The 25,284-nt window shown below is 70.4% G+C and carries 24 protein-coding genes and 1 tRNA gene; 9 read left to right on the forward strand and 16 right to left on the reverse strand.

Annotated features, from left to right (window positions below; translation table 11 throughout):
• Positions 1–20 precede the first annotated feature (20 nt).
• From AB0K73_RS03590 to AB0K73_RS03625, 8 genes are all read right to left on the reverse strand, one after another.
• Positions 21–1,754 carry a protein kinase gene (locus tag AB0K73_RS03590; protein WP_360510568.1) on the reverse strand — a complete coding sequence of 578 codons (1,734 nt, stop codon included), beginning with the start codon at positions 1,752–1,754 and terminating at the stop codon, positions 21–23.
• Positions 1,751–3,205 carry a penicillin-binding protein 2 gene (locus tag AB0K73_RS03595; protein WP_360510567.1) on the reverse strand — a complete coding sequence of 485 codons (1,455 nt, stop codon included), beginning with the start codon at positions 3,203–3,205 and terminating at the stop codon, positions 1,751–1,753. The genes AB0K73_RS03590 and AB0K73_RS03595 overlap by 4 nt, the downstream gene beginning before the upstream one ends.
• The gene (locus tag AB0K73_RS03600) at positions 3,202–4,605 is read right to left on the reverse strand and encodes an FtsW/RodA/SpoVE family cell cycle protein (protein WP_360510566.1); all 1,404 of its coding nucleotides are present in this window, start codon (positions 4,603–4,605) and stop codon (positions 3,202–3,204) included. Before AB0K73_RS03600 ends, AB0K73_RS03595 begins: the two co-directional genes overlap by 4 nt.
• Positions 4,598–5,830 carry a PP2C family serine/threonine-protein phosphatase gene (locus AB0K73_RS03605; RefSeq protein ID WP_360510565.1) on the reverse strand — a complete coding sequence of 411 codons (1,233 nt, stop codon included), beginning with the start codon at positions 5,828–5,830 and terminating at the stop codon, positions 4,598–4,600. The genes AB0K73_RS03600 and AB0K73_RS03605 overlap by 8 nt, the downstream gene beginning before the upstream one ends.
• A 3-nt stretch (positions 5,831–5,833) precedes the next feature.
• The gene (locus AB0K73_RS03610) at positions 5,834–6,376 is read right to left on the reverse strand and encodes an FHA domain-containing protein (protein WP_360510564.1); all 543 of its coding nucleotides are present in this window, start codon (positions 6,374–6,376) and stop codon (positions 5,834–5,836) included.
• Positions 6,373–7,116, reverse strand: coding sequence for a DUF3662 and FHA domain-containing protein (locus AB0K73_RS03615; protein WP_360510563.1), 744 nt, complete (start codon positions 7,114–7,116; stop codon positions 6,373–6,375). The genes AB0K73_RS03610 and AB0K73_RS03615 overlap by 4 nt, the downstream gene beginning before the upstream one ends.
• A gap of 66 nt (positions 7,117–7,182) precedes the next feature.
• The gene (locus AB0K73_RS03620; RefSeq protein WP_360510562.1) at positions 7,183–9,693 is read right to left on the reverse strand and encodes a glycosyl hydrolase family 65 protein; all 2,511 of its coding nucleotides are present in this window, start codon (positions 9,691–9,693) and stop codon (positions 7,183–7,185) included.
• On the reverse strand, positions 9,690–10,553 hold the full coding sequence (locus tag AB0K73_RS03625) for a beta-phosphoglucomutase family hydrolase (RefSeq protein WP_360510561.1): 864 nt from the start codon (positions 10,551–10,553) through the stop codon (positions 9,690–9,692). Before AB0K73_RS03625 ends, AB0K73_RS03620 begins: the two co-directional genes overlap by 4 nt.
• A gap of 223 nt (positions 10,554–10,776) precedes the next feature.
• On the opposite strand from AB0K73_RS03625, the gene AB0K73_RS03630 reads away from it, so the two are divergent.
• Together AB0K73_RS03630 and AB0K73_RS03635 are read left to right on the forward strand one after the other, a co-directional pair.
• Positions 10,777–10,863: transfer RNA gene (locus AB0K73_RS03630), tRNA-Leu, on the forward strand.
• Between the two features lie 102 nt (positions 10,864–10,965).
• Entirely contained in the window at positions 10,966–11,643 is a 678-nt protein-coding gene (locus AB0K73_RS03635; protein ID WP_360510560.1) for a phosphatase PAP2 family protein, read from the forward strand.
• Between the two features lie 23 nt (positions 11,644–11,666).
• Here the strand turns inward: AB0K73_RS03635 and AB0K73_RS03640 are convergent, their stop codons facing one another.
• Positions 11,667–12,854 (reverse strand): 4-hydroxybenzoate 3-monooxygenase, encoded by a 1,188-nt coding sequence (locus AB0K73_RS03640; RefSeq protein ID WP_360510559.1) that lies wholly within the window; start codon positions 12,852–12,854, stop codon positions 11,667–11,669.
• Between the two features lie 102 nt (positions 12,855–12,956).
• Positions 12,957–13,715 (reverse strand): IclR family transcriptional regulator, encoded by a 759-nt coding sequence (locus tag AB0K73_RS03645; RefSeq protein ID WP_360510558.1) that lies wholly within the window; start codon positions 13,713–13,715, stop codon positions 12,957–12,959.
• 45 nt (positions 13,716–13,760) lie between these two features.
• On the opposite strand from AB0K73_RS03645, the gene AB0K73_RS03650 reads away from it, so the two are divergent.
• The 6 genes from AB0K73_RS03650 to pcaC all read left to right on the forward strand — a co-directional run bounded on the left by AB0K73_RS03650 (position 13,761) and on the right by pcaC (position 18,652).
• Positions 13,761–14,561 (forward strand): IclR family transcriptional regulator, encoded by an 801-nt coding sequence (locus AB0K73_RS03650; protein ID WP_360510557.1) that lies wholly within the window; start codon positions 13,761–13,763, stop codon positions 14,559–14,561.
• Positions 14,562–14,658: 97 nt separating this feature from the next.
• Positions 14,659–15,474: a protocatechuate 3,4-dioxygenase subunit beta gene (gene pcaH / locus AB0K73_RS03655; RefSeq protein WP_360510556.1), complete on the forward strand. Its 816-nt coding sequence runs from the start codon at positions 14,659–14,661 to the stop codon at positions 15,472–15,474.
• Complete coding sequence (gene pcaG / locus AB0K73_RS03660; protein WP_360510555.1) at positions 15,474–16,052, forward strand: protocatechuate 3,4-dioxygenase subunit alpha; 579 nt, start codon at positions 15,474–15,476, stop codon at positions 16,050–16,052. The genes pcaH and pcaG overlap by 1 nt, the downstream gene beginning before the upstream one ends.
• Positions 16,042–17,475 carry a lyase family protein gene (locus tag AB0K73_RS03665; protein WP_360510554.1) on the forward strand — a complete coding sequence of 478 codons (1,434 nt, stop codon included), beginning with the start codon at positions 16,042–16,044 and terminating at the stop codon, positions 17,473–17,475. Before pcaG ends, AB0K73_RS03665 begins: the two co-directional genes overlap by 11 nt.
• Complete coding sequence (locus AB0K73_RS03670) at positions 17,472–18,242, forward strand: alpha/beta fold hydrolase (RefSeq protein WP_360510553.1); 771 nt, start codon at positions 17,472–17,474, stop codon at positions 18,240–18,242. Before AB0K73_RS03665 ends, AB0K73_RS03670 begins: the two co-directional genes overlap by 4 nt.
• Positions 18,243–18,247: 5 nt before the next feature.
• Positions 18,248–18,652: a 4-carboxymuconolactone decarboxylase gene (gene pcaC / locus AB0K73_RS03675; RefSeq protein ID WP_360510552.1), complete on the forward strand. Its 405-nt coding sequence runs from the start codon at positions 18,248–18,250 to the stop codon at positions 18,650–18,652.
• 37 nt (positions 18,653–18,689) lie between these two features.
• Here the strand turns inward: pcaC and AB0K73_RS03680 are convergent, their stop codons facing one another.
• On the reverse strand, positions 18,690–19,610 hold the full coding sequence (locus AB0K73_RS03680; RefSeq protein ID WP_360510551.1) for a LysR family transcriptional regulator: 921 nt from the start codon (positions 19,608–19,610) through the stop codon (positions 18,690–18,692).
• A gap of 139 nt (positions 19,611–19,749) precedes the next feature.
• On the opposite strand from AB0K73_RS03680, the gene AB0K73_RS03685 reads away from it, so the two are divergent.
• Positions 19,750–21,111 carry an aminomethyl transferase family protein gene (locus AB0K73_RS03685; protein ID WP_360510550.1) on the forward strand — a complete coding sequence of 454 codons (1,362 nt, stop codon included), beginning with the start codon at positions 19,750–19,752 and terminating at the stop codon, positions 21,109–21,111.
• 16 nt (positions 21,112–21,127) lie between these two features.
• Here the strand turns inward: AB0K73_RS03685 and AB0K73_RS03690 are convergent, their stop codons facing one another.
• The 5 genes from AB0K73_RS03690 to AB0K73_RS03710 all read right to left on the reverse strand — a co-directional run bounded on the left by AB0K73_RS03690 (position 21,128) and on the right by AB0K73_RS03710 (position 25,257).
• Positions 21,128–21,919 carry an IclR family transcriptional regulator gene (locus tag AB0K73_RS03690; RefSeq protein ID WP_360510549.1) on the reverse strand — a complete coding sequence of 264 codons (792 nt, stop codon included), beginning with the start codon at positions 21,917–21,919 and terminating at the stop codon, positions 21,128–21,130.
• Between the two features lie 10 nt (positions 21,920–21,929).
• On the reverse strand, positions 21,930–23,099 hold the full coding sequence (locus tag AB0K73_RS03695) for a thiolase family protein (RefSeq protein WP_360510548.1): 1,170 nt from the start codon (positions 23,097–23,099) through the stop codon (positions 21,930–21,932).
• Entirely contained in the window at positions 23,096–23,731 is a 636-nt protein-coding gene (locus tag AB0K73_RS03700; protein ID WP_360510547.1) for a 3-oxoacid CoA-transferase subunit B, read from the reverse strand. The genes AB0K73_RS03695 and AB0K73_RS03700 overlap by 4 nt, the downstream gene beginning before the upstream one ends.
• Entirely contained in the window at positions 23,728–24,438 is a 711-nt protein-coding gene (locus AB0K73_RS03705) for a 3-oxoacid CoA-transferase subunit A (RefSeq protein ID WP_360510546.1), read from the reverse strand. The genes AB0K73_RS03700 and AB0K73_RS03705 overlap by 4 nt, the downstream gene beginning before the upstream one ends.
• A 114-nt stretch (positions 24,439–24,552) precedes the next feature.
• The gene (locus tag AB0K73_RS03710) at positions 24,553–25,257 is read right to left on the reverse strand and encodes an SOS response-associated peptidase (protein ID WP_360510545.1); all 705 of its coding nucleotides are present in this window, start codon (positions 25,255–25,257) and stop codon (positions 24,553–24,555) included.
• Positions 25,258–25,284 lie beyond the last annotated feature (27 nt).

The following is a 25,284-nucleotide window of genomic DNA, read 5'->3' on the forward strand; positions in this document are numbered from 1 at the left end:
TCGTCAGTTCCCGCCAGCCGTCACGGCTTGATGTCGACCGTGAGCGGCGGCGAGTACGGCGAGTCGAGCTGGCCGCAGAAGTAGCGGTAGGTGACGTCGAACGATCCGTCGGGAGTGTCGGCGACGTCGATCTGCGCGCTCGTGGTGCCGGGTCCGAAGACCGGGCTGTTCGGAACGGATGCGTCACCCGTGACAGCCACCTCGTAGCCGCTCAGTGTCTGCCCCGCGGGGCAGGTCTGCGCGGACCACTTCACCGTGACCTGCGAGCCGGCATCGGCCGGATTCGTGTCGGTCGTCGGTGCCGAGGACGGTGCGCTGGGGGCGACGGGGTCGGTGAGGTACGTCAGCGTGATCGTCGTGCCGGGTTGCACGGGACCGCTCGGGTTCACCTCGGACACGGTGTTCGCGAGACCGGGCTCCGTCGCCGCGGCGCCGGCCTGCCGGGTGACGGGCAGACCGAGCGCCTCGATCTCGGCGGCCGCCTCGTCGATGTTCATGCCGATGTAGGCGTTGCGGTCGATCTGGATCGTCTGCGGCGCCTGTGTCGTCGGTGCGGCGGTGGTGGGTGCCGCCGTGGTCGGCGTCGTGGAGGTCGGCCGCGCCGTGGTCGACGTCGGGTCGTCGCCGCCGTTGCCCTGGTTCATCGCGATCGCGATGATGGTGCCGATGAGCACGATCGCGAGGAGCGCGATGAGCACGATGAGCGGCCAGGTCCACGGGCTGCGCTTGCGCTCAGCGGTCTCCTCGTCGACCGTCTCCGTGGTCGTCATGCGTCCGGCGCCGACCCCCGCGGCCGACCCGGCCGCGTATCCGCCTGCCGCCGAGGGCAGCACCGTGGTCGCGGCCGTGGCGCCCTGCTGGGGCATGAGCATGGTCGCGGCGGTGAGGCCGACCGCGCCGAGCACGGCGGGAACCGCAGCGGCCGCGGCCTGCACGTCGCCGCGGCGCAGTGCCGTTGCGGCGCGCGCGAGGTGGGCCGCCGACTGCGGCCGGTCGGCCGGGTTCTTGGCGATGGACGCGTAGACGAGGTTGCGCACCGGCTCGGAGACGGTGACCGGCAGATCGGGCGGCGTCTCGTTGATCTGGGCCATGGCGATGGCGACCTGCGACTCGCCGGTGAACGGCCGACGACCCGCGAGCGCCTCGTAGGCGACGATGCCGAGCGAGTAGATGTCGGTGGTGGGCGACGCCGGGTGCCCGGAGGCCTGCTCGGGTGAGAGGTACTGCACCGTGCCCATGACCTGGCCGGTGGCGGTGAGCGGCACCTGATCGGCGATGCGCGCGATGCCGAAGTCGGTGATCTTCACGCGCCCGTCGGGCGTGATGAGCAGGTTGCCGGGCTTGATGTCGCGATGCACGAGGCCCGCGGCGTGGGCGGCCTGCAGGGCGCCGGCGGTCTGCGCCACGATGTCGAGCACCTTGTCGGTCGAGAGCACGTGCTCCCGCTCGAGGATGGTCGAGAGCGCCTCGCCGGGCACGAGCTCCATGACGAGGTAGGCGCTGCCCTCCTCCTCGCCGTAGTCGAAGACGTTCGCGATGCCCTCGTGGTTCACGAGCGCGGCGTGCCGGGCCTCGGCGCGGAACCGCTCGAGAAAGCCGGGGTCGCCGAGGTACTCGTCCTTCAGGATCTTGATCGCCACCTGACGGCCGATGACGAGATCGGTCGCCTGCCACACCTCGCCCATGCCGCCGATGGCGATCCGCGACTGCAGCTCGTAGCGCCCTCCGAAGGTGAGCCCTGCGCTCGGTCTCATTTGTTCAGCACCGCCTCTAGTACCTGCTTTGCGACGGGTGCGGCGATGAGATTGCCGAACCCCTCCTGACCAAGTCCCCCGCCATCCTCCACGAGTACCGTGATCGCATACTGAGGGCTGTCGGCGGGGGCAAAACCCGTGAACCAGAGAGTGTAGGGGTCACTCTCTCCGTTCTCTGCTGTACCCGTCTTACCGGCCACGCTGACGCCGTCTATTCTTGCATTACTCGCGGCACCGCTTTCGACGCCGTTCACCATCATCTCCACCATGGTGTTGGCCGTGTCCTCGCTGATCGCGCGGCCGAATTCGGCGGCCTCGAATTCCTGCAGCGGCGTGAAGTCGGGGGCCGTGATCGCGTCCACCAGATTGGGGTTCATGACGATGCCTCCGTTGGCGATCGCGGCCGAGACCATGGCCATCTGCAGGGGGGTCGCCCGCACGTCGCTCTGGCCGAAGGCGCTGAGTCCGGTCTGCGGCTGGTCGAGCACCCGCGGGTAGACGCTGGTCTCGGTGGGGGTCGGGGTCTCGAACGCCGAGTTGAAGCCGAACTTCTCGGCCTGTTCCCGGATGGCGGCATCGCCGAGCTCCATGCCGAGCTCTGCGAAGGGGATGTTGCACGACAACCGCAGTGCGTCGGCGAGCGTGACCTCGGCTCCGCCGCCGCATGAGCCGCCGCTGGAGTTGCGCACGACCGAGCTGGTGCCCGGCAGCGTCAGCGACGCCGGGTTCGGGAACGTCGACTGCGGGGTGTAGCGACCTGACTCGAGCGCCGCCGCGGTGACGACGAGCTTGAACACCGAGCCCGGAGGGTTCATGTCGCCGCCGATCGCCCGGTTGAACAGGGGGTCGGCAGGGTCCGCGAGGAGTCCCTCGTAGGTCGCCTGCACCTGGGAGCCGTCGTGGACGGCGAGCCCGTTGGGATCGAAGGTCGGCTTCGACACCATGGCGAGGATGCGCCCGGTGGCGGGCTCGGTCATGATCACCGCGCCGCTGTAATCGCCCAAAGCATCCCACGCGGCCCGCTGCGCCACCGGATCGATGGCGACCTCGACGGATGCCCCCATCGGGTCCTGCCCGGAGATGAGTCGGTTGAGCTGGTCGAAGAACTGACTCGACGACTGGCCGCTGAGGTACGAGTTCAGCGCGTGCTCGAGCCCGGTGGACTCGCCGTTCACGGGGATGTACCCGGTGATGGGCGCGTAGAGCGGTCCGTTCGCGTACACGCGCTGGAACTTGTAGTCGTCGTCGGATGGCTCGGAGAACGCGATCGGCGTGCCGTCGACGAGGATCGGCCCGCGCTCGACGGAGTAGCTCTCGTAGAGCGTGCGGGAGTTGCGCGGGTCGGCGGACAGGGCTTCGGCCTGCACGTACTGGATGATCGTCGTCGAGACGAACAGGGTGAGGAACATGAGGAGCGCGACGATCGTCACGCGCTTGAGCTCTCGGTTCATCCGTCGATCACCAGCCTCGGATGGTTGCGCACGGTATCGGACAGTCGGAGCAGCAGCGCCACGATGATCCAGTTCGCGACGAGCGACGAGCCGCCGGCCGCGAGGAACGGCGTCGTGAGGCCCGTGAGGGGGATCACGCGTGTGACGCCGCCGACGACGATGAAGACCTGCAGGGCGATCACGAAGGCGAGACCCACTCCGAGGAGCTTGCCGAAGTCGTCCTGCCCGGCGAACCCGATGCGGAACCCACGGGCGACGAACAGCACGTACAGGGCGAGGATCGCGAAGACACCGGCCAGCCCCAGCTCCTCGCCGAGGCTGGCGATGATGTAGTCGCTCTGCGGGACGGGCGTGATGTCGGGCCGCCCTTGCCCCCAGCCCGTGCCGATCAACCCGCCGTTCGCGAGCCCGAACAGGCCCTGCACGAGCTGGTAGCTTCCGCCGAAGTCCTGGTCGAACCGCTCGGGGTTGAACGGGTCGAGCCAGTTCGCGAAGCGGTTGCCCACGTAGTCGAGCGTCTGGCTCGCGACGATGGCGCCGCCGATGAAGAGGCTGAGACCGAGCACGACCCACGACAGCCGGCTGGTCGCCACGTAGAGCATGACGAGGAACAGGCCGAAGTAGAGCAGGGCTGTGCCGAGGTCGCGCTGGAACACGATGACGGCCATCGACAGTGCCCACACGACGAGCAGCGGACCGAGGTCGCGTGCGCGCGGGAACCGCATGCCGAGGACGGTCCGACCGACCATCGACAGCGAGTCCCGGTTTCGCACGAGGTAACCCGCGAAGAACACCGCGAGGGCGATCTTCGCGATCTCACCGGGCTGGAACGTCGCCACGTCGCCGATGCCGATCCACACCCTCGCGCCGCTCACCTCCCGACCGATGCCGGGCATGAGGGGGAGGAGCAGGAGGACGATGGCCACGAGGCCCGAGAGATAGGTGTAGCGGAACAGCACGCGGTGGTTGCGCAGCGTCAGGATGGTCGCGATGGCGGCCACGATCGCGATCGCGCTCCACACGATCTGACGCACCGACGCGCTCTCCCAGCCGGCTTCGCCGTCGGCGATATCGATGCGGTAGATCATCGCGATGCCGAGGCCGTTGAGCACGGTCGCGACGGGAAGCAGGAACGGGTCGGCGTCGCGAGCCACGAAGCGCATCGCGATGTGCAGGCCGAACACGAGCACCGAGAGGCCGACGCCGAGCAGGATCAGCTGCGTGTCGATGCGCCCCATGGCGCCGAGCTGCACGAGGAGGAGGGCGCCGATGTTGATGAGGCAGGCGAGGGCGAGGAGCCACAGCTCGTTGTTGCGGAGTCGCTGCGGGAGGCGGATCCGCCGGACGCCGCCGGGCGGCGTACCGGTCGAGACTCCGCCCGCGGTTCGCTGGTCAGTCAACGGATTCCTCCAGTCGCTGCACGATGCGGTAGGCCTCGGAGAACGAACCTGCACTGATGGTCTGCTCGACCCGCTGTTGATCGTAGGTGCGGAGGTCGGCCACGTCGATGGTGGTCTCGGTGTGCAGCTCGTGCAGTGAGACGGGCCCGAGATCCTGTTGGATGCCCTGGTAGATCGCGACCCGACCGTTCGACTCGCCGACGTAGTAGCGCGTCTGCGTCCACTGGTAGCCGAGGACGAAGGTCGTCACGATGGCGCCGATGAGGAGCACGATCCAGAAGGTCCACATGACGCGGCGCCTCCGCCGGCGACGCTCGTCCTCCTCGATGAGCTCGTCGAAGTAGTCGGCCGAGTCGGGCTCGAAGTGCGTCTCCTGCACCGGGTGGGGCCGGAACGGAGCCAGGCGGATGCCTCGGACTCGCGGTGCCTCCGCCGCAGCGCCGAACGCCAGCGGGGCCGCCGCCGAGCCCACGACGAGCGGAGGCGTGGCGGGTGCGGCCGGTTCGCCGATGTCGACGACCACGACCGTGACGTTGTCGGGGGCGCCGCCGTCGAGGGAGGCCTTCACGAGGCGGTCCGCGACCTGTTTCGCACCGGCATCCGCCGACAGGTACTCGTGCAGCTCGTCGAACGACACGACGCCCGAGAGGCCGTCGGAGCAGAGCATCCACCGGTCGCCGGGGCGCGCGTCGAGCACCATCGAGTCGATCTCGGGGGAGCTCTCCACGTCGCCCAGCACGCGCATGAGCACCGAGCGGCGCGGATGCACCATCGCCTCCTCGGCGGTGATGCGCCCGGCGTCGACGAGTCGCTGCACGAAGGTGTGGTCGGTGGAGATCTGGCTGAGCTCGCCGGAGCGCAGCAGGTAGATGCGGGAGTCGCCGATGTGCGCGATCACGACGCGGTCGCCCTGCACGAGCAGGGCGCTCACCGTGGTACCCATGCCGGTGAGCTCGGAGTGCCCGGCAACGGTCTCGGCGAGCTGGCGGTTGGCGGCGATCAGGGCGCCCTCGAGGGCGGCCGCGGCATCCGGTGCCGAGGAGTAATCGGCGTCGGCTTCAGCGATGCGGGTCGTCGCGATGGCGCTCGCCACATCGCCGCCCGCGTGACCGCCCATGCCGTCGGCGACGAGGAAGAGCCGTCGACCCGCGTAGCCGGAATCCTGGTTGTTCGAGCGGATTCGCCCGACATGCGAGACCGCCGCGCTCGCCTTGACCGTCGCCATGGGCTACCGCCGCAGCTCGAACGTGGTCGCCCCGACCTTCACCGTGGCTCCGAGCGGAATCGGGGTCGGCACGGTCACTCGGGAGCCGTTGAGGAACGTGCCGTTCGTGGAGTCGAGGTCCTGGATCATCCACCGGCCGTTCCACAGCATGAGCCGGGCGTGGTGGGTCGAGGTGTAGTCGTCGCGGATGATGATGGCCGAGTCGCTCGATCGGCCGATCGTGATCTCGTCGCGTCCGAGGGGGAACTCGGCGCCGGCGCGCGCGCCGCTCGTGATGACGAGCCGCGACGCGTTCTCGGTCGACGCCGTCTCGCCGCCGGGGCCCGACGCGGGAGCCGCCGGGTGCGACACCGCCTCGGTGGGGGCACCGGACGAGGCCGGGAACACGGATGCCGCGACCGGCGCCGCGGCGGCCGCGTCGGGTTGGAGTTTCCGCACCCGCTGGCCGAAGAGGTCGCTGCGCAGGGAGTAGATGATCGCGAAGATGAAGACCCAGAGCAGCAGGAGGAATCCGAGCTGGAGGACCAGGAGGGTGAGTTCACTCATTCGCCGGGCCCCCAGAACCCGCCCGCGTCGTGGCGTTCGGTGGCCGGGTCGGGTCGCCGCGCCGCGGCCGGGGCGGATGCCTGGGCCAGCACTCGGAACACGATGCGGGTGCGGCCGATCGTGATGACGGAGTCGGGTTCGAGCACCGCATCCTTCACCGCGGCGCCGTTGAGCTGCGTGCCGTTGGTGGACCCGAGGTCGCGCACCCGGGCCCGTGAGCCGTCCCACTGCACCTCGGCGTGGCGGCGGGACGCCCCCGAGTCGTCGAGGGTGAGGTCGGCCTCGCTGCCGCGGCCGATGACCGTGCGGCCCTTGAGGATGGGATGGCGGGCGCCGTTGACGTCGAGGACCGGGGTCCAGGCGACCTGCCCCTTCACGTTGCGGGAGTCGACCTGCACCATGCCCTCGGCGAGGCCGGGGTCGGACTGCAGGGTGATCGAGATGCCGCCCGCGAACTGGAAGCGCTGGGTCGCGGCGTGCTTCTGCACGAGGTCGGTGAGCTCGTCGATGAGGGCGGGACCGAGGCCGGCCATGCGGTCGTGATCGGCCGGCGACATCCGCACCGCGAAGGTGTTCGGCACGAGCACGCGGTCGCGTGAGACGACCGCCGCCTTCGTGTCGATCTCGCGCTTGAGTGCCGCGGTGATCTCGACGGGCTGCAGCCCCGAACGGAAGGTCTTCGCGAAGGCGCCGTTGACGGCGCGCTCCAAACCCTTCTCGAAGTTGTCCAGTAGGCCCACAGGTCTCCCGATCCGGTATCCGTGATTGTGTGACATGGTAGCCCGAGCGGCTGTGAAGCCTCGCGCTCAGTCCACCGACAGGGGCAATTCCTCCTCGTCGACGTCGAGCGAGAGCGTCGGCAGCGACGCGGTGAGCAGGGTGCCGTCGGCGCGCCGGGATCCGGTGACATCCCGCATCGTGGGAGCCCCGTACAGCCGCGGCCCGTGTCCTTCCAGCGGCACGGTCAGGGGAGCGCCGGCGCTCACGACCACGTCGGTGCCGCGCACGCGCACGTGCGCCTCGTCGCCCGTCTCGACCGTGAACGAGATCGACTCGGGCACGAGCGTGACGCGGAGGCGCGCCCCGCGCAGCGTGATGCGGAACGTGATGCGGGTCCAGTCGTCGGGAAGACGCGGGTCGAACGTGAAGACGCCGTTGTGGTCGCGGAATCCGCCGAAGCCCGACACCAGGGCGCTCCAGACGCCACCGGTGGACGCCACGTGCACGCCGTCGGCCGCGTTGTGGTGCAGATCGGCCAGGTCGACGAACAGGGCCGCGCGGAAGTACCGGATGGCGAGCTCGTGGTAGCCGACCTCGGCCGCGATGATCGACTGCACGACCGCCGAGAGCGTCGAGTCGCCGGTCGTCAGCGGATCGTAGTACTCGAAGTTCGCGCGCTTCGCCTCGGTGGAGAACCGGTCGCCCTGCAGGTAGAGCGCGAGGACGACGTCGGCCTGCTTGAGCACCTGGAATCGGTAGATGACGAGCGGGTGGTAGTGCAGGAGGAGTGGGCGGCGATCCTCGGGGGTGTTCTCGAGGTCCCACAGCTCCTTCTGCAGGAACGCGGAGTCCTGCGGGTGGATGCCGAGCTGCTCGTCGAAGGGGATGTGCATGTGCGCGGCCGCGCGGCGCCAGCTCGCGACCTCGCCGGGCGTGACCCCGAGGCGCTCGACGAGCCGGTGGTAGGCGATCGGATCGAGCAGCTGCAGGTTGTCGACCGCGGCCGCGGCGGCGGCGAGGTTCGCCCGTGCCATGACGTTCGTGTAGAGGTTGTCGTTCACGACCGTGGTGTACTCGTCGGGCCCGGTCACGCCGTGGATGTGGAACACGTCGTCGGCGTTCGACCGCCAGAAGCCGAGGTCCTCCCACATCCGTGCGGTCTCGACGAGGATGTCGATCGCCCCGCGGCCGAGGAAGTCCTCATCGCCGGTGGCGGCGACGTACTGGCACAGCGCATACGAGATGTCGGCGTCGATGTGGTACTGCGCAGTGCCCGCCGCGTAGTACGCCGAGGACTCCTGCCCGTTGATCGTGCGCCAGGGGAACAGTGCGCCGTGCTGGTTGAGCTCCATGGCCCGGGAACGGGCGGGCTCCAGCATCCGCTGCCGGAACCGCAGCGCGTTCCGCGCGACGATCGGCGCCGTATAGGTGAGGAACGGGAGGACGTAGATCTCGCTGTCCCAGAAGTAGTGGCCGCCGTATCCGGTGCCAGTCACGCCCTTCGCCGCAACGCCGCCGCCGTCGGTGCGGGCGGTGGCCTGCGCGAGCTGGAACAGGTTCCACCGCGTGGCCTGCTGGATCGACGGTTGCGCCTCGACCTCGACGTCGGAGCGGTTCCAGAAATCGTCGAGCCAGGCGCGCTGCTGCGCGAACACCTCGGCGACGCCGAGTTCGGCGGCACGATCGAGCGTGCGATCGCAGCGATCGACCAGCTCGCGGGCAGGCACCCTGCGCGCGGTGTGGTAGCTGATCGTCTTGGTGATGCGGATCGGCATGCCGCGCCGCGCGTGCACCCGGTAGCTGTGCTTCGCGAGGTCGTCGCCGACCGACCCCGACTCCGTGTACGCGTTCTCGGTGGCGATCGAGTGCTCGGCGCCGATCGCGATCGTCATGCCCGAGTTGGTGGTCTGGTACCCGAGCACGTACCTGGCGTTCTCGGCGCGCTTGAATCGGGGTTGCAGCACGCGCTCGTTGAACTGCTCCGCCTGACGCGGATCGAACACGCCGACCGTCTCAGGCACACCCGAGCGGTACTCGTCGCGCCCGTCCTGGCGGTTCAGGATATGGCTCGTGATGGTGACCGCGGCATCCGCGTCGAGCAGTTCCACCTCGTAGTCGAGCACGGCGAGGTGCCGGTCGGTGAACGACACCATGCGCCGGCTCGTGATGAGCACGCGCTTGCCCGACGGCGTGCGCCACTCGATCGAGCGGCTGAGCGCCCCGAGCCGGAAGTCGAGGCGCCGCTCATAGGAGAGGAGTTCGGCCTCGGTGAGCACGAGCGGCTCGTCGTCGACGTAGAGGCGGATCACCTTGGCGTCGGGGACGTTCACGATCGTCTGCCCGACGCGCGCGAAGCCGAACGCCTCCTCGGCGTGGCGGATCGGCCACGTCTCGTGGAACCCGTTCACGAACGTGCCGTGGTAGTGGCCGTCGCGGCCCTCCTCGACGTTGCCGCGGAACCCGAGGTAGCCGTTGCCCACGGTGAACAGGGTCTCGGTGCGCCCCATGTCGTCGACGCCGAACTCGTGCTCGACGAGCGCCCACTCGTCGATCGGGAACCGCGTGCGGTTCAGCGGGTCGTGGTCGGCGAACCTCATGCGGGTTCCTCTCGGGTGCTGCCGGGGGCTGCGTCGGGGGTGTCGGATGCCGCCGCAGCGCGATCCACGGCGGGGATCAGCTCGTCGAGCTCGTCGACGATCACGTCGGCCCCGAGCTCGGCGAGGGTGTGGCGACCGACGCCGCGATCGACGCCGATGACGATGCCGAACTCGCCCGCGGCGCCGGCCTTCACACCCGACTCGGCGTCCTCGACGACCGCGCAGACGGTGGTCGGCAGGCCGAGGAGCTCCGCGGCGCGCTCGAACGTGTCGGGCTCGGGCTTGCCGGGGAGCCCGTCGCGCGCGGCCACGGTGCCGTCGACGACGACCTCGAACCGGTCGGCGAGGCCGGCGGCCGCGAGCACGGCGGGCGCGTTCTTCGAGCTCGAGACGACGGCCACGTGGCATCCGCTCGCCTGCACCGCATCGAGGAACGCGACGCTCGCGGGATAGGCCTCGACGCCCTCCTCGGCGAGGGTGGCGTTGAAGGCGTCGTTCTTGCGGTTGCCGAGGCCGTGCACGGTGTCTTCGGATGCCCCGTCGGTCACATCTCCCTCGGGCACGACGATGCCGCGGCTCGCGAGGAGGCTGCGCACGCCGTCGTACCTGGGCTTGCCGTCGATGTGCGCGAAGTAGTCGGCGTCGGTGTACGGCTCGGCGCCGTGCTGCTCGAGGAACGGCGTGAAGAGTCGCGACCAGGCGTGCATGTGCACGACAGCGGTCGGCGTGAGCACGCCGTCGAGGTCGAAGAGGTAGCCGCGGATGCCGGTGAGGTCGACGTCGCGGGGCGAGGCGGGCCGCGTGGGCGCGCTCTCCCGGGTGGGCTCGGTGGGCTGGGTTGAATCAGTGGGGGAAGTCATGGAATCACGGGTGTCGTCGGGCGAGGTCACGGCCGTCCTCTCGTCGTGTCGGTCGGGGCAGCGGACCCGCTGATCGATGCTATTCCCGTGCGAGGGGGCGAGCGCAAGTGGCTGGGGAACTCGAAGCAATCCCGAAGGGTCGCGTTGCCGTTCGGCCGAATGGCGATTCGCGTCGTCGGGGTGATAACCTCGATTGGTTGGCGCACTTCGGTGCGCCCCACGTGCGCGAGTGGCGGAATTGGCAGACGCGCTGGCTTCAGGTGCCAGTACTCGCAAGGGTGTGGGGGTTCAAGTCCCCCCTCGCGCACCACACGTCCTGCGTCGCGAGCCTCCAGGATCGACTCGGCGGGGTCGCTCCGTGCGCGGCGGCCGGCCCTGCGCCAAGAGGCTGCGGGGCCAATAGGCTGCGGGCATGCGTCCGATCCTCCGCCCGTTCGTCCACTCGGGACTCGGAGCGATCGCGATGCTCGGCGCCGCCGGTTGGGCCGTACGGCTCATCGGGGGCGACGACCCCCGGGAGGACCGAACAGTACGCGCGCTCCAGTCCGCGTTCGGCCACCGGCACGCCGACGACGGCGCGCCGCTCGACCCGCTCAAGCGTCGCGAGCTGCTCGATCGGGCGACCCAGCCGCTCTCGTGGTACTCGGGGGTGCCGCAGACGATCGCGAACGGGACGTTCTGGTGCGGCGTGGCCTGGTGGCTGACGCACGACCGCCGATCCGCCGTCGCGCCCGGCGCGGCGCTCGCGCTCGAGACCGCCTGCTTCGTCGCGGCCGCTGCCCTCGTCGGCCGGCCGCGGCCCCGGGGCGTATGGCGGCCGGAGAAGCCACACGCAACGTCGTCGTTCCCGTCCGGGCACACGGCGGCAGCCGTCGCGATCCACACCACGCTCGCCGACCTGCTCGACCGCCACGGAGTCGGCGGCGCCCGGGTCCTCGGGCACGTGCTGCGGTACGGGATTCCCGTCGGCATCGCGTTCTCACGGATCTACCGCGGGCAGCACCACATCTCGGACACGGTCGCGGGTGCTCTGTTGGGGTGGTGGAGCGCTGCGGTGGTCCGGCGGGAGTTGCTCTCGTCGTTCGACTGAAGCGCCGAGGCGACGAGCGGTGCTCAGAGTTCGGTCTCGAAGGGCCATCCCGTGTACGCCTCGGCGAGGTAGCGGCGGCCGGCCTCGGAATCGACGACCGAGCGGAGCTCGCCGGCCTGGCGCAGGCGGTCGAAGTCCGAGGCGTCCGGTGCCACGTGGAGCATGCTCGTCATCCACCAGGAGAAGTGCTGCGCCTTCCAGATGCGGCGCTGGGCGGCCTCGGCGTAGGCGTCGAGCGGCCGCTCGTCGTTCTCGAGCAGGAGCGCGCGCAGGGCGCGGTCGAGCAGGAGCACGTCGGCCACGGCGAGGTTCATGCCCTTGGCGCCCGTGGGCGGCACGGTGTGCGCGGCGTCGCCGACGAGCGCGACACGGCCGCGGCGGAGCTCGTGGGCCACGAAGCTGCGGAAGCGCAGCACGTCGCGCTGGAAGATCGGGCCTTCGATGAGCTCGTGCCCGTCGACGCGCGCCTGCAGGTCGTCCCAGATCTCACGCTCGCTGAGCGACTCGGGGTCGATCTCGGGGTCGCACTGGAAGTACATGCGCTGCACCGTGGCGCTGCGCTGGCTGATCAGGGCGAAGCCGTTCGGCGAGTTGCTGTAGATGAGCTCGGGTGCGCTCGGCGGTGCCTCGCAGAGGATCCCGAACCATGCGAACGGATATTCGCGGAAGTAACCTCCAGTGGTGGACCCCGTCACCGCGGTGCGGGCGACACTGCGCGAGCCGTCGGCGCCGACGACGAAGTCGGCCTCGATCACGAGCGGCTCGCCGTCGGCCGTGGTCGCGTGCACCGTCGGCCGCTCCGTGTCGGCGCCCTCGACGCTGACCGCCGTCACCCCGAACCTGAGGTCCTGGCCGGCGGCGAGGCGCACGGCGATGAGGTCGATGAGCACCTCGTGCTGGGGGTAGAGCCACACGCCGCGGCCGGTCAGCGCCTCGAAGTCGATGCGGTGGCCCTCACCCCCGAAGCGGAGTTCGATGCCGTCGTGGCGATGGCCGGCCGTCATGACTCGGTCGGATGCCCCCGTGGCGGCGAGCACCTCGGCGGTGCCGTGCTCGAGGATGCCGGCGCGGATCGTGTGTTCGATCTCCTCGCGCGAGCGCTGGTCGATGACGATGGACTCGATGCCCGCCGACCCGAGCAGGTGCGAGAGGAAGAGACCGGCGGGGCCGGCTCCGATGATGGCGACCCGGGTGCGGACGGCGTCGGTCATGGCGTCTCCTTCGACGAGCGTGGGGGCATGCGGATGTCGCCGTCCAGTGTGCGATGGAATCCGGGCCGCGCCGACCGCCTTCCCATTGATCGGGAAACGAAGTCACTCGCGTCGGCGCGACAGCACTTTGGTGATCCCCGCGGACGCCGCGGTCAGCTCCTCGATCGCCGCCGCCTCCGCGCCCGAGTCGCGGGGGAGCACCACGGACAACGCTGCGATGACGCGTCCCCGCTCGTCGCGCACCGGCACGGCGACCCCGGTGGACACGCGTTCGATCGACCCGGGCGAGACGACGTGCCCGCGCCGCCGCACGTCGGCGAGCGTGCGGCGGAGGACCGCGGCATCCGTGATCGTCTCGGCCGACACCGCTTGGAGCGGTGTCGCGAAGACCCGCTCGACGACGTCGGCGTCGGCGTACGCCAGGAGCACGAGTCCAGACGACGACGCGTGCAGCGGAAGGCGGCCCGCGACGCGCGTGATGTTGGCGCCCGAGGTCGGCGACGAGAGCCGCTCGAGGAACAGCGCCTCGTCCTGCTCGAGCACGGCGAGCTGAGTGTGCTCGCGAATGCGCGCCTGCACGCGCTCCATGAAGGGGAGCGCGGCCTGGCGGAGCCGGAGTGCGCGAGAGCCGCGTAACGCGAGCTCCCACAGCCGCATGCCGAGCCGGACCCGGTGGTGCTCGTCGCGTTCGAGCAGGCCCGCAGCGACGAGGTCGTCGACGATCCGATGCGCGGTCGACGACGGCAGCCCGGCACGCCGCCCGATCTCGGCGCCGGTCTGCACGGTGCGATCGGTGGAGAAGGTCTCGAGGATCCGCACGAGCCGGTCGATCGTGGAGTCACCGGATGGTGAGTTCGCCATGCCCTCAGCGTCTCACGCTCGGCGGGCGTGGGTACCGTGGGTACCGTGAGCGACGGCGACGAGGACACTCGGGCAGGCGAACCGGAGCCGGCCGAGGGCGTGCTGGCCCGCGCGGTGCGCGTGCTGAGCTGCTTCACCGAGGAGGAGCCGGTGCTCACGGCCGCGCAGCTCGCCGCGCTCACCGGCACCCCGACCTCGACCATGCATCGGCTGCTCGCCCAGCTCGTGGGATTCGGGCTCGTCATGCGCGTGTCCGGCCACGCCTACACGATCGGGGCCCGGCTCTGGGAGCTCGGCGAGCTCTCGCCGCTGTCGCTCCGGCTCCGCGAGACCGCGCTCCCGCACATGATGCGCCTCTACGAGGCCACCGGCGAGAACGTGCACCTCGCCGTGCTCGACGCGCCGACGCCCGAGACGGCGACCGCGTTGTTCGTGGGGCGGCTCACGGGGCAGGGATCGATCCCGACGCTGGGTCGCATGGGCGGGAGGCATCCGCTGCACACCACCGGCGTCGGCAAGGCGTTGCTCATGACCCGCGACGAGGCATGGCTCGCCCGGTTCCTCTCGGTGCCGCTGGAGCGGGAGACGACCCACTCGATCACCTCGCACGACGAGCTGCGCACCGACCTCGAACGCGCCCGCACCCGCGGCTACGCCACCACACGAGAGGAGATGACGCTCGGCAACCTCTCGGTCGCGGCGCCGCTCGGTCGCGTCGATGGTCTGCCCTCTGCCGCCGTCGGCGTCGTCGCGCACCTCAGCCGTGCCGATGAGCGACATCTCGGCCCGCTGGTCGCCCAGGCGGCGAAGGACCTCACGAAGACGCTGCGTGCGGGCGGATCCTGATTCATTCCCACTGAGTGAGAATCGGAACCGACCGAGGGTGCCTCGGATGTCACGCTGGATGAAGCCACCAGCCGCGGGTGACAGTCGAAGGAGACCCATGACCACGAACAAGACGGCGGCGGCGCCCGAGGAGCTGCTCGCAGCACCCGATCAGGCGACGCAGAACCAGATCACGCAGGAGATCCGCGACCTGCACGGTGAGTACGAGCGACGCGAGGGCGAGGGCGAGCACGTGCCCTCGACGCTCTGGAACTTCCCGCCCTACCGCTCGAGCATCCTGCGCCACCCGACCAAGAACCCGCGACTCGTCGACCCCGAGTCGATCGAGTTGTGGTCGCCGGCCTACGGCCAGCGCGACGTCGCGGCCATCGAGGCCGACCTGACGCTGCAGCACTCCGGTGAGCCGCAGGGCGAACGCATCACGGTCGAGGGGCGCCTCCTGGACTCGTGGGGCCGTCCGATTCGCAACCAGCTCATCGAGGTGTGGCAGGCGAATGCGGCCGGTCGCTACATCCACCAGCGCGACCAGCACCCGGCGCCGCTCGACCCGAACTTCACGGGCGCGGGTCGCATGATCACGAACGACAACGGCGAGTACAAGTTCACGAGCATCAAGCCCGGGCCCTACCCGTGGAAGAACCACGTCAACGCGTGGCGCCCTGCCCACATCCACTTCTCGATCTTCGGTTCGGGCTTCACGCAGCGGATCGTGACGCAGATGTACTTCCCGGGCGACCCGCTCTTCGCGCTCGATCCGATCTACAACACCATTCCGCGCCAGAAGGATCGCGACGCGCTGGTCGGGCAGTACGACCACGACCTCACGGTGCCCGAGTTCTCGATGGGCTACCGCTGGGACATCGTCGTCGACGGTCCGGATGCCACGTGGTTCGAGCCCGAGGGAGAGCACTGATGACCACCCGCACCGAGCGCGACCTCGGCCCGAAGACGCACGAGAAGACGCCCGGCCAGACCGTCGGCCCGTTCTTCGCGTTCGGCACCGTGTACGAGAAGATGAACGAGGTGGCATTTCCACACAGCCCCAACTCGATTCGACTCTCGGGCACCGTCTACGATGGCGCCGGCCAGCCGATCCCCGACTCGTTCGTCGAGATCTGGAGCGCCGACGCCGAGGGCAACATCCCTCGCGGCCGCGGATCGCACCGTCGTGACGACTTCACGTTCACGGGCTTCGGCCGGTCCGCCACCACCGACGAGGGCGCCTTCTCGTTCTGGACGGTGAACCCCGGGCCGGTCGACGGCAAGGCGCCGTTCTTCGCCGCGATCGTGTTCGCCAGGGGCCTTCCCGACAAGCTGCACACGCGCATCTACCTGCCCGACGACCAGGACCTCCTCGACGCCGACCCGTTCCTCTCCTCGCTCACGCCGGACGAGCGCGCTACGCTCATCGCAACGCGCACGCCCGACGGCAACCTGCACCACGACATCCGGTTGCAGGGCGAGAAGGAGACCGTGTTCATTGCCTTCTGACGCATTCCCCGACGAGGCGCCCAGCGCGCTCGACGTGGGTCTGCTCGCGCCGGTGGCCGTCGGCCACGACGCGGAGGTGACGGATGCCGCGGTGCTCGACGCACTCGTGGCCGCCGAAGTCGCGCTCGTGCGCGCCTACGCCGACGTCGGCACGGCCCCCCGCGCCGTCGCCGACGCGGTCGAGTCGGCGCTCGGATGGGTCGGCCCCGGCCAGCCGTGCCGCGGACACGGCGTCGACGTCGTGGCGCTGGCCGAGGCATCCGTCTCGGGTGGCAACCCGGTCATACCGCTGGTGGTCATGCTGAAGGAGCGGGTGCCCGACGACGCCCGACTGTGGGTGCACCGCGGCGCGACGAGCCAGGACATCCTCGACTCCGCGCTCATGCTCACGGCGTACCGGGCGGCGACGCACGTGGCCGCCGCGCTGCGTGCGACCGAGCGCGCGCTCGCCGCGTTCGCCGAGGAGCATCGCGACACGGTGGCTGCGGCCCGCACGCTCACGCAGCACGCCGTGCCCACGACCGTGGGACTGCGGGCGGCGGCGTGGCTCCGGGGCGTCCGCCGCAGCGCCGACCGACTCGTGCCGGCGATCGAGGAGCTGCCCGCCCAGCTCGGCGGCGCCGGCGGAACCATGGCGTCGTTCGTCGAGGTCGCGGGGCCGGATGCCGCGGGGCGGCTGGCCGAGCGGTTCGCCGCCTCGCTCGGGCTCGCCGCTCCCGAGGCGCCGTGGCACACCACCAGGTGGCCCGTCACCGAGCTCGGCGACGCCCTCACGGCGGCCACCGATGCGGTCGGCGTCATCGCGGCGGATGTCGCGACCCTCAGCCGCACCGAGATCGGCGAGCTCGCCGAGGGCGTCGGCGGCGGGTCATCCGCGATGCCGCAGAAGCAGAACCCCGCGGCCGCCGTGCTCATCCGCTCGGCCGCACTGCGCGCCCCGCAGCTGGCCGCCACGCTGCACCTCGCCGCCGCCACCGCGGTCGACGAACGACCCGACGGCGCCTGGCATGCCGAGTGGCCGACGCTCCGCGAACTGCTGCGACTCGCGCTCGGTGCGACGGCGCAGGCGGCGCGACTCGTCGAGGGCCTCACGGTCGACCGCGAGGCCGTCGCTCGCAACCTCACGCTGTCTCGAGGACTCATCGTCGCCGAACGACTCTCGCTCGTGCTCGGCCCGCGCATCGGACGCGACCGGTTGGCGGCGCTCGTCGCTGCGGCCGGCCGGGGCGACGCCGACGGGGACGGCGACGACTTGGCCGCGCTCGTGCGGGCGCTTCCCGAGGCCGCCGACCTCGACGTCGACGCGCTGCTCGACCCTGCGAACTACACCGGGCTCGCCGCCCGATTCATCGACGACGCCGTGGGCGTCGCAGGCATCTCGCACGCCGGCGGGCAGCCGGCTCGACCGGAGGACACCCCATGACCGTCCCGCCCATCGCCCTCACCCAGGAGTTCGGTCCGGCCGGCGCGCCGCTCGTCGTGCTGGGACCGTCGATCGGCACCTCCTCGATCCTCTGGGAACAGGTCATTCCCCTCCTCTCCGACCGGTATCGCGTCGTCGCGTGGGACCTGCCCGGGCACGGTCGAGCACGTCCGGCGACCGAGCCGTTCACCGTCGGCGAGCTCGCCGACGCGGTCGCCCAGGCGGTCGGAGGTTCGAAGCCATTCCTGTACGCGGGCGTGTCGCTCGGTGGTGCGGTGGGTCTCGAGCTGCTGCTGCGGCATCCCGAGGTCGTGAAGGCGGCGGCGATCGTCTGCTCGGGGCCGAAGATCGGCGAAACCGAGACGTGGCATGAGCGGGCCGAGCAGGTGCGGGCGCAGAGCACGTCGGTGCGCATCATCCCCTCCGCGGAGGTCTGGTTCGCGCCCGGCGCGATCGAGCGCGAGCCCGACCTCACCGGCCGCCTGCTGCACGTGCTGCAGGACGCCGACGACGAGAGCTATGCGGCGTGCTGCGATGCGCTCGCCGAGTTCGACGTGCGCGACCGGCTCGCCGAGATCACCGCTCCGGTGCTGGCGGTGTGGGGCGAGCACGACACGGCGACGCCCGAGGCATCCGCCGCCGAGATCGCGAACGGCGTGCGCGACGGACGTCTCGAGCGCATCGCGGGTGCCGCTCACCTCCCGCCCGCCGAGCGTCCCCAGGAGACGGCAGAGCTGCTGCGTGACTTCTTCGAGGCGAAGGGCTGAGCGCGATGGCCAGGCCACAGGGCGACGGGCTGACCGACGGCGAGCGATACGAGCAGGGCATGACCGTGCGGCGCGAGGTGCTCTCGAACGAGCACGTCGACCGGGCGACGGCCGCCGCGACCAGCCTGACCGCCGACTTCCAGGACTTCATCACGCGCGTGGCGTGGGGCGACGTGTGGTCGCGACCCGGCCTCGAGCGACGCCTGCGGTCGGTGGCCGTGCTCACCTCGCTCATCGCGCACGGACACCACGAGGAACTCGCGATGCACCTGCGCGCGGCCCGACGCAACGGCCTCACGATCGACGAGATCAAGGAGGTCATCCTGCAGTCCGCGATCTACTCGGGCGTGCCCGCCGCCAACACCGCGTTCCGGATCGCAGGCGAGGTGTTCGCCGACGAGGTGTCGTAGCGGTAGCGGCAGCGTCAGCCGCCGGCCGCGGCATCCGTCACGAACCGCCGCGGATGGAGAAGAACTCGCCCCGCAGGCCGCGGAGCGCCCGCTCGACCGTGTCGTACAGCCAGTCGAGTGCGGCGAGATGCTGCGTGGTCGTGCGGCGGTAGAGGCACACGTCGACCGGATGCATGTCGATGGGCAGCGGCTTCAGCGTGAGGGGCCAGGCGGTGGTCCACGCCGCCCCGATGGTGTCGGGCACCGTGGCGACGAGATCGGGGCTCGCCACGAGCATCGACGGCACGGAGGCGAAGTGGTTCACGGTGAGCGGATCCTCCATGGCGATGTCGGCCCGCCGGAGCGCGGCGCGCAGGTTCGGAAGCCCCGAGTCGCCGGCCACCACGATGTGGGTCGCCGCCGCATACGACTCGGCCGTCAGTTCGGCCCGAGCCAGCGGATGCCGCGTCGACATGAGCACCCCGTAGGCCTGCTGCTTCAGCACCACGTGCTCGAGCCCCGCACGCACGGGGGAGGAGGTGACCGCGAGGTCCACCGTTCCGGCCGCGAGCCATTCGGGCAGCGCCGCGACGTCGAGGGGCACCGCGTCGATGCGAACGTCGGGCGCGGCCTTGCGCACGAGCTGCGTGATCGCGGGCAGGTAGCCGATCTCGCCGAGCTCCGACAGCGCGATGCGGAACCGCCGCCGGGAGTTGCCGGGATCGAACGCGCGCACGGTGTCGAGCGTTCGGTCGACGCCCACGACGGCGTCGCGGAACCCCGGGAAGACGACGTCGGCCAGGGGTGTCGGCACCATCGTGCGCCCGACCCGACGGAACAACGGGTCGCCGAGCTCCCGTCGGAGGCGGCCGAGTGACTGGCTCACCGCGGGTTGCGTCACGTAGAGCCGTTCGGCCGCGATCGTGAGGCTCCGGGCCTCGTAGATCGCGACGAAGACGCGGAGGAGGTTGAGGTCCATGAATGTGCTCCGAACCACTCAGGAATCGTTCACCAAGGATAAGTGCTGCTTATCGGCAAACCCTCTCGCGACCGCGGCATCCTCATAGCATGGGCACATCCCCGCGCCTCGCTGCGCGATTCGAACGAAGGAGTTCCCCATGGCCGAGTCCCTTGCGGACGCCATCGCCCGCGCCGGAAGCGCGGTCGAGCTGCTGCGCAACGCGCCCGCGCGGCCGACGATCTTCCCGGTGACGCCCGAGTACAGCAACTGGCGCTCCGAGCAGCAGTCCTGGCGCACGTCGGTGGCGCTGCTCGACCAGTCGCACCACATGACCGACCTCTTCATCTCGGGACCCGACGCGCTGCGCCTCCTCGCCGACGTCGGCGTGAACAGCTTCGCGAAGTTCGCGATCGACAACGCGAAGCAGTTCATCGCCGTGAATCACGAGGGGTACCTCATCGGCGACGCGATCCTCTTCTACCTCGCCGAGAACGAGTTCGACCTCGTGGGCCACCAGATGGTCATCGACTGGGTGCAGTTCCACGGCGAGACCGGCGACTACGACGTCACCTTCGAGCGCGACGGCAACTCCATCGTGCGCGCCGGCGACCCGAAGCTCTTCCGCTTCGAGCTGCAGGGACCCGATGCGCTCGCGCTCATGGAGAAGGTGACCGGAGCCCCGGTTCCGCCGACGAAGTTCTTCCACATGGCGACATTCACGATCGACGGCTTCACGGTGCGCTCGCTCCGGCACGGCATGGCCGGACAGCCGGGCTTCGAGCTCTTCGGCCCGTGGGAGCAGGGCGAGCGGGTGCGTTCGGCGCTGATGCGCCACGGCGAGGAGTTCGGCCTCGTGCTCGTGGGGTCGAAGGCGTACTCGTCGGCGAACCTCGAGTCGGCGTGGGTGCCGTCGCCGCTCCCGGCGATCTTCAGCGGCGAGGGCACCGAGGAGTACCGGCGGTGGCTCCCCGCCGCTGCCGCCGGGTCGCTCGCCGGCAGCTTCGCCTCCGACCGCATCGAGGACTACTACATCACCCCCTACGACCTCGGCTACGGGCGGAGCGTCGCGTTCGACCACGACTTCATCGGTCGCGAAGCCCTCGAACGGCACGCGCAGAACCCCGGGCGGCAGAAGGTCACCCTGGTCTGGAACGATGCGGATGTCGCCGACGCCATCGGCTCCCTCATGAAGCCCGGTCTCCCGGCGAAGTACATCGACTTCCCGAAGGCGCGCTACGGCCTCTACCAGGTCGACCGGGTGCTCGCCGATGGTCGCGACGTCGGGATCTCGCACGACGCCGGGTACATCACGAACGAGCAGGTCTTCGCCTCGCTCGCGAGCATCGAGAACGACTTCGCCGCCCCGGGCACCGAGGTGACCGTCGTGTGGGGCGAGGAGCCGAACTCGCGCAAGCCGGCGGTCGAACCGCACCGGCAGATCGAGATCCGCGCCACCGTGCAGCCCGCGCCGTACTCGTCGTTCGCACGCGAGAACTACCGGAAGGACACGTCGAGCTGACGGGCCGGCGGTCGGGCTACCGCACCACCGCCATCGCCCCGCTGTGCCGCAGCGCCTCGTCGATCTGCGCCGCGGTGCGCAGGAGTGCGGGCAGGTACTCGTCACGAAGGCGCTCGAGGCTCGACGTGCTCGCCGCGCCCGACACGTTGACGGCAGCGGTCACGCTGCCGTCGCGAGCGTGCACGGGCGCCGCGATGCTGCGTACCCCGATCTCGAGCTCCTGGTCGACGAGCGCCCACCCCTGCGCCCGCACCTCGTCGAGGATCGCGCGGAGCTCGGCGGGGTCGGTCACCGTGCGATCGGTGTGATGCTCGGCGTGCAGGGTCCGCAGCAGCGGGTCGAGCTCGTCGTCGGGAAGCGAGGCCAGCAGCACCCGGCCCATCGAGGTCGCGTGCGCGGGGAACCGCGTGCCGATCGTGATGCCGACGTTCATGATGCGCCGCGTGGGTACGCGCGCGACGTAGACGATGTCGGCGCCGTCGAGCACCGATGCCGACGTCGACTCGCCGAGTTCGTGCGAGAGCGCCTCGAGGTGGGGCTGCGCGAGCTCGGGCAGCGACAGCCCCGAGAGGTAGCTGAAGCCGAGCTCGAGCACGCGCGGCGTGAGTTGGAAGAGCCGGCCGTCGCCCGACACGTAGCCGAGTTCGACGAGCGTGTGCAGGAATCGCCGCGCGGCCGCGCGGGTGAGCCCGGTGCGTTCGGCGACCTCGCTCAGGGTCATCCGCGCGTGATCCGCATCGAAGGCACGGATGACCGCGAGCCCCCGCGCGAACGACTGCACGTACTGGTCGCTCGGCTCGGGCTGCATGCGTGCCACGCTACCGTTCGAGCACGACGGCGAGGCCCTGGCCGACGCCGATGCAGATGGCCGCGACACCCACGCCGCCGCCCCGCCGAGCGAGCTCGTGCGCGACATGGCCGATGATGCGACCACCGGATGCCCCGAGCGGATGCCCCATGGCGATGGCACCGCCGTGGATGTTGACCTTCTCGGGGTCGAGGTCGGGCCACAGCCGGAGGCACGCGATCGACTGCGACGCGAACGCCTCGTTGAGCTCCACCACGTCGACGTCGGCCCAGGTGCGCCCGGCCCGCGCGAGCGCCCGGTTCGCCGCCTCGACGGGCGCGATGCCGAACGTGTTCGGGTCGTTGCCGAACGCGCCGCGACCCGTGATGCGAGCGAGCGGCTCGGCGTCGATCGGGGCGTCCTCGCCGCCGATGAAGAGCATCGAGGCGCCGTCGTTCAGGGGCGAGGCGTTACCGGCGGTGACGGTGCCGTCGGGCCGGAAGGCGGGCTTCAGGCCCGACAGCGTCTCGACCGAGGCATCCGGCCGGATGCCCTCGTCGCGGGTGAGCGACGTACCGGGCACGGGCACGACCTCGGGGTAGAGCCCCGCGTCCCACGCGGCGGCGGCGAGGTGGTGGCTGCGCACCGCGAACTCGTCCTGTTCCTCGCGCGTGATGCCGAACCGGTCGGCGAGCTGCTCGGCCGTCTCACCGAGCGACACCGTCCACTCCTCCGGCATGCGAGGGTTCACCATGCGCCAGCCGAGTGTCGTCGAGTGCATGGTCGCGGATGCCGCGGGGTACGGGTTCTGCGGTTTCAGCACCACCCACGGGGCGCGGCTCATCGACTCGACGCCGCCCGCGAGCACGAGGTCGGCGTCGCCGGTCTCGATGGCGCGGCTGGCCTGGATGACGCTCTCGACGCTCGAGCCGCAGAGCCGGTTCACGGTGCTGCCCGTGACCGAGGTCGGCAGGCCGGCCAGCAGCGCGGCCATGCGGGCGACGTTGCGGTTGTCCTCGCCGGCCTGGTTGGCGTCGCCGAGGACGACGTCGTCGATGCGGGCGGGGTCGAGGTCGGGATGCCGCGACATCAGCGCCTCGATGGTGTGCGCCGCGAGGTCGTCGGGGCGGATGCCCGCGAGGCCCTTGCCGAACCGGCCGAACGGGGTGCGGATCGCGTCGTAGACGTAGCTCGCGGTCATCGGTTCTCCTTCAGGTCGAGCCCGAGCAGCTCGCGCAGCTCGTCGACGGTGGTGCCGAACGTCTCGCGCACGACGAGGCCCTCGGGGGTGACGTCGAACACGGCGCGGTCGGTGTAGATGCGGTCGACGCATCCGACGCCCGTGAGCGGGTAGGTGCAGTCGGCGACGACCTTCGGGGTGCCGTCGCGGGTGAGCAGGTCCATCATCACGAACACCTGCTTGGCGCCGATCGCGAGGTCCATGGCGCCGCCGACCGCGGGGATCGCGTCGGGCGCGCCCGTGTGCCAGTTGGCGAGGTCGCCGCGCTCCGACACCTGGAAGGCGCCGAGCACGCACACGTCGAGGTGACCGCCGCGCATCATCGCGAACGAGTCGGCGTGGTGGAAGTACGCGGCACCGGCTTGCTCGGTCACGGGCTGCTTGCCGGCGTTGATGAGGTCGGGGTCGACCTGGTCGGGCTCGGGAGCCGGCCCCATGCCGAGCATGCCGTTCTCGGTGTGCAGGATCACGGCGTCGCCCGGCGGGAGGTAGTTGCCGACGAGCGTCGGGATGCCGATGCCGAGGTTGACGTACGAACCCTCGGGGATGTCGCGCGCGACGATCGCCGCGAGTTCCTGCCTGCCCATGCTCATGATGCTTCCTCCCCGATGAACACGCCGTCGCGGAGCCAGGGCCGCTCGCCCACCTCGACGACGTGGTCGACGTAGATGCCCGGGGTCACGATCACCTCGGGGTCGAGCGCGCCGAGCTCGACGACGGAGTCGACCTGCGCGATGGTGGTGGTGGCGGCAGCCGCCATGATGGGACCGAAGTTGCGTGCCGTCTTGCGATACACGAGGTTGCCCCACGGGTCGGAGTGGAGCGCGCTGATGAGCGCGAAGTCGGCGCGCAGCGGATACTCGAGCACGTAGGGGCGCCCGTCGATCTCGCGTGTCTCCTTGCCCTCGGCGAGGAGCGTGCCGTAGCCCGTCGGTGTGAAGAACGCGCCGATGCCGGCGCCCGCCGCCCGGATGCGCTCGGCCAGGTTGCCCTGCGGCACGAGTTCGAGCTCGATGAGGCCCGCTCGGTAGAGACCGTCGAAGACCTGCGAGTCCGACTGTCGGGGGAACGAGCAGACGATCTTGCGAACGCGTCGCGCGGCGAGGAGCGCCGCGAGGCCCGTCTCGCCGTTGCCCGCGTTGTTGTTCACGATCGTGAGGTCGGTCGCGCCCTGCTCGATCAGCGCATCGATCAGCTCGACCGGCTGGCCGGCGCGGCCGAAGCCGCCGATCATGATCGTCGCGCCGTCGCGGATCTCGGAGAGCGCGGCTGCGATGCTCTCACTCACCTTCGATTTCACCGAGCACCATCCTTGTGTTCGTGATACGAACAGTTGTTCGCACAGCGACAGAATATCATGAGGGACGCCGGCCCCGCGAGCGCTGTTGCGGAGACCGGGTCGGCGGGGAAGCGCTCAGTCGAGCGGTTCGATGAGCGACGGATCGTCGGGGTCGGCGGTGCGCGTGTTGTTCACCTTGCGATCGACCTCGTGGCTCTCGATGGTCGAGGCCACCTTCTCGGACTCGGCGTCGAGGAGTGCCACCATGCGCTGCTTGCCCTCATCGTCGAGCTTCTCAGGAGCGAGGTATTCGTCCCACACGTCGCGGTCGAGGAACACGGGCATGCGGTCGTGCACCTCGCCCGAGGCATCCCGAGCCTCGCGCGTGATGATGGAGGTCGAGACCTCCCACTCGTCGCCGACCATGCGCGCCGTGTAGATGCCGGCCGCGGCCAGCAGCGGCTGGTCACCGTGCAGGAAGAAGGCCTGCTTGTGCCCGGGCTCGCCCGTCCACTCGTAGTAGCCGCGCATCGGAACGAGGCAGCGCGACGACGCGAACGCGCCCTTCCAGAGACCGTTCGTGGCCACGGTCTCGATGCGCGTATTGAACTGCGGCCGCTTCGACTCCTTCATGAAGGAGGGGTGGAAGTTCCAGACGGCCGGATCGACCGATCGCACGACCTCGCCGGTGTCGCGGTTCGGCCGCTCGCGCACGATCGGGATCACCGCGGTGGGGGCGATCGAGTACTGCGGCCGCCAATCGCGGTAGTCGCCGCCCTGCGCGACGAACTCCTGGATCATCTCGTCGACCTTGGCGTCGTTGGCGAAGCGTCCGCACATGCTGCCAGTCTGCACCCGTCCGCCGAC

The organism is Agromyces sp. NPDC052230 (assembly GCF_040679595.1).
Taxonomy (GTDB): Bacteria; Actinomycetota; Actinomycetes; order Actinomycetales; family Microbacteriaceae; genus Agromyces.

Bases quoted from the DNA above. Each gene is read 5' to 3' on its own strand.
- AB0K73_RS03590 (WP_360510568.1), bottom strand. From the start codon at position 1,754: ATGAGACCGAGCGCAGGGCTCACCTTCGGAGGGCGCTACGAGCTGCAG.
- AB0K73_RS03595 (WP_360510567.1), bottom strand. From the start codon at position 3,205: ATGAACCGAGAGCTCAAGCGCGTGACGATCGTCGCGCTCCTCATGTTC.
- AB0K73_RS03605 (WP_360510565.1), bottom strand. From the start codon at position 5,830: ATGGCGACGGTCAAGGCGAGCGCGGCGGTCTCGCATGTCGGGCGAATC.
- AB0K73_RS03610 (WP_360510564.1), bottom strand. From the start codon at position 6,376: ATGAGTGAACTCACCCTCCTGGTCCTCCAGCTCGGATTCCTCCTGCTG.
- AB0K73_RS03620 (WP_360510562.1), bottom strand. From the start codon at position 9,693: ATGAGGTTCGCCGACCACGACCCGCTGAACCGCACGCGGTTCCCGATC.
- AB0K73_RS03625 (WP_360510561.1), bottom strand. From the start codon at position 10,553: ATGACTTCCCCCACTGATTCAACCCAGCCCACCGAGCCCACCCGGGAG.
- AB0K73_RS03635 (WP_360510560.1), top strand. From the start codon at position 10,966: ATGCGTCCGATCCTCCGCCCGTTCGTCCACTCGGGACTCGGAGCGATC.
- AB0K73_RS03640 (WP_360510559.1), bottom strand. From the start codon at position 12,854: ATGACCGACGCCGTCCGCACCCGGGTCGCCATCATCGGAGCCGGCCCC.
- AB0K73_RS03645 (WP_360510558.1), bottom strand. From the start codon at position 13,715: ATGGCGAACTCACCATCCGGTGACTCCACGATCGACCGGCTCGTGCGG.
- pcaH (WP_360510556.1), top strand. From the start codon at position 14,659: ATGACCACGAACAAGACGGCGGCGGCGCCCGAGGAGCTGCTCGCAGCA.
- pcaG (WP_360510555.1), top strand. From the start codon at position 15,474: ATGACCACCCGCACCGAGCGCGACCTCGGCCCGAAGACGCACGAGAAG.
- AB0K73_RS03670 (WP_360510553.1), top strand. From the start codon at position 17,472: ATGACCGTCCCGCCCATCGCCCTCACCCAGGAGTTCGGTCCGGCCGGC.
- pcaC (WP_360510552.1), top strand. From the start codon at position 18,248: ATGGCCAGGCCACAGGGCGACGGGCTGACCGACGGCGAGCGATACGAG.
- AB0K73_RS03680 (WP_360510551.1), bottom strand. From the start codon at position 19,610: ATGGACCTCAACCTCCTCCGCGTCTTCGTCGCGATCTACGAGGCCCGG.
- AB0K73_RS03685 (WP_360510550.1), top strand. From the start codon at position 19,750: ATGGCCGAGTCCCTTGCGGACGCCATCGCCCGCGCCGGAAGCGCGGTC.
- AB0K73_RS03690 (WP_360510549.1), bottom strand. From the start codon at position 21,919: ATGCAGCCCGAGCCGAGCGACCAGTACGTGCAGTCGTTCGCGCGGGGG.
- AB0K73_RS03695 (WP_360510548.1), bottom strand. From the start codon at position 23,099: ATGACCGCGAGCTACGTCTACGACGCGATCCGCACCCCGTTCGGCCGG.
- AB0K73_RS03700 (WP_360510547.1), bottom strand. From the start codon at position 23,731: ATGAGCATGGGCAGGCAGGAACTCGCGGCGATCGTCGCGCGCGACATC.
- AB0K73_RS03710 (WP_360510545.1), bottom strand. From the start codon at position 25,257: ATGTGCGGACGCTTCGCCAACGACGCCAAGGTCGACGAGATGATCCAG.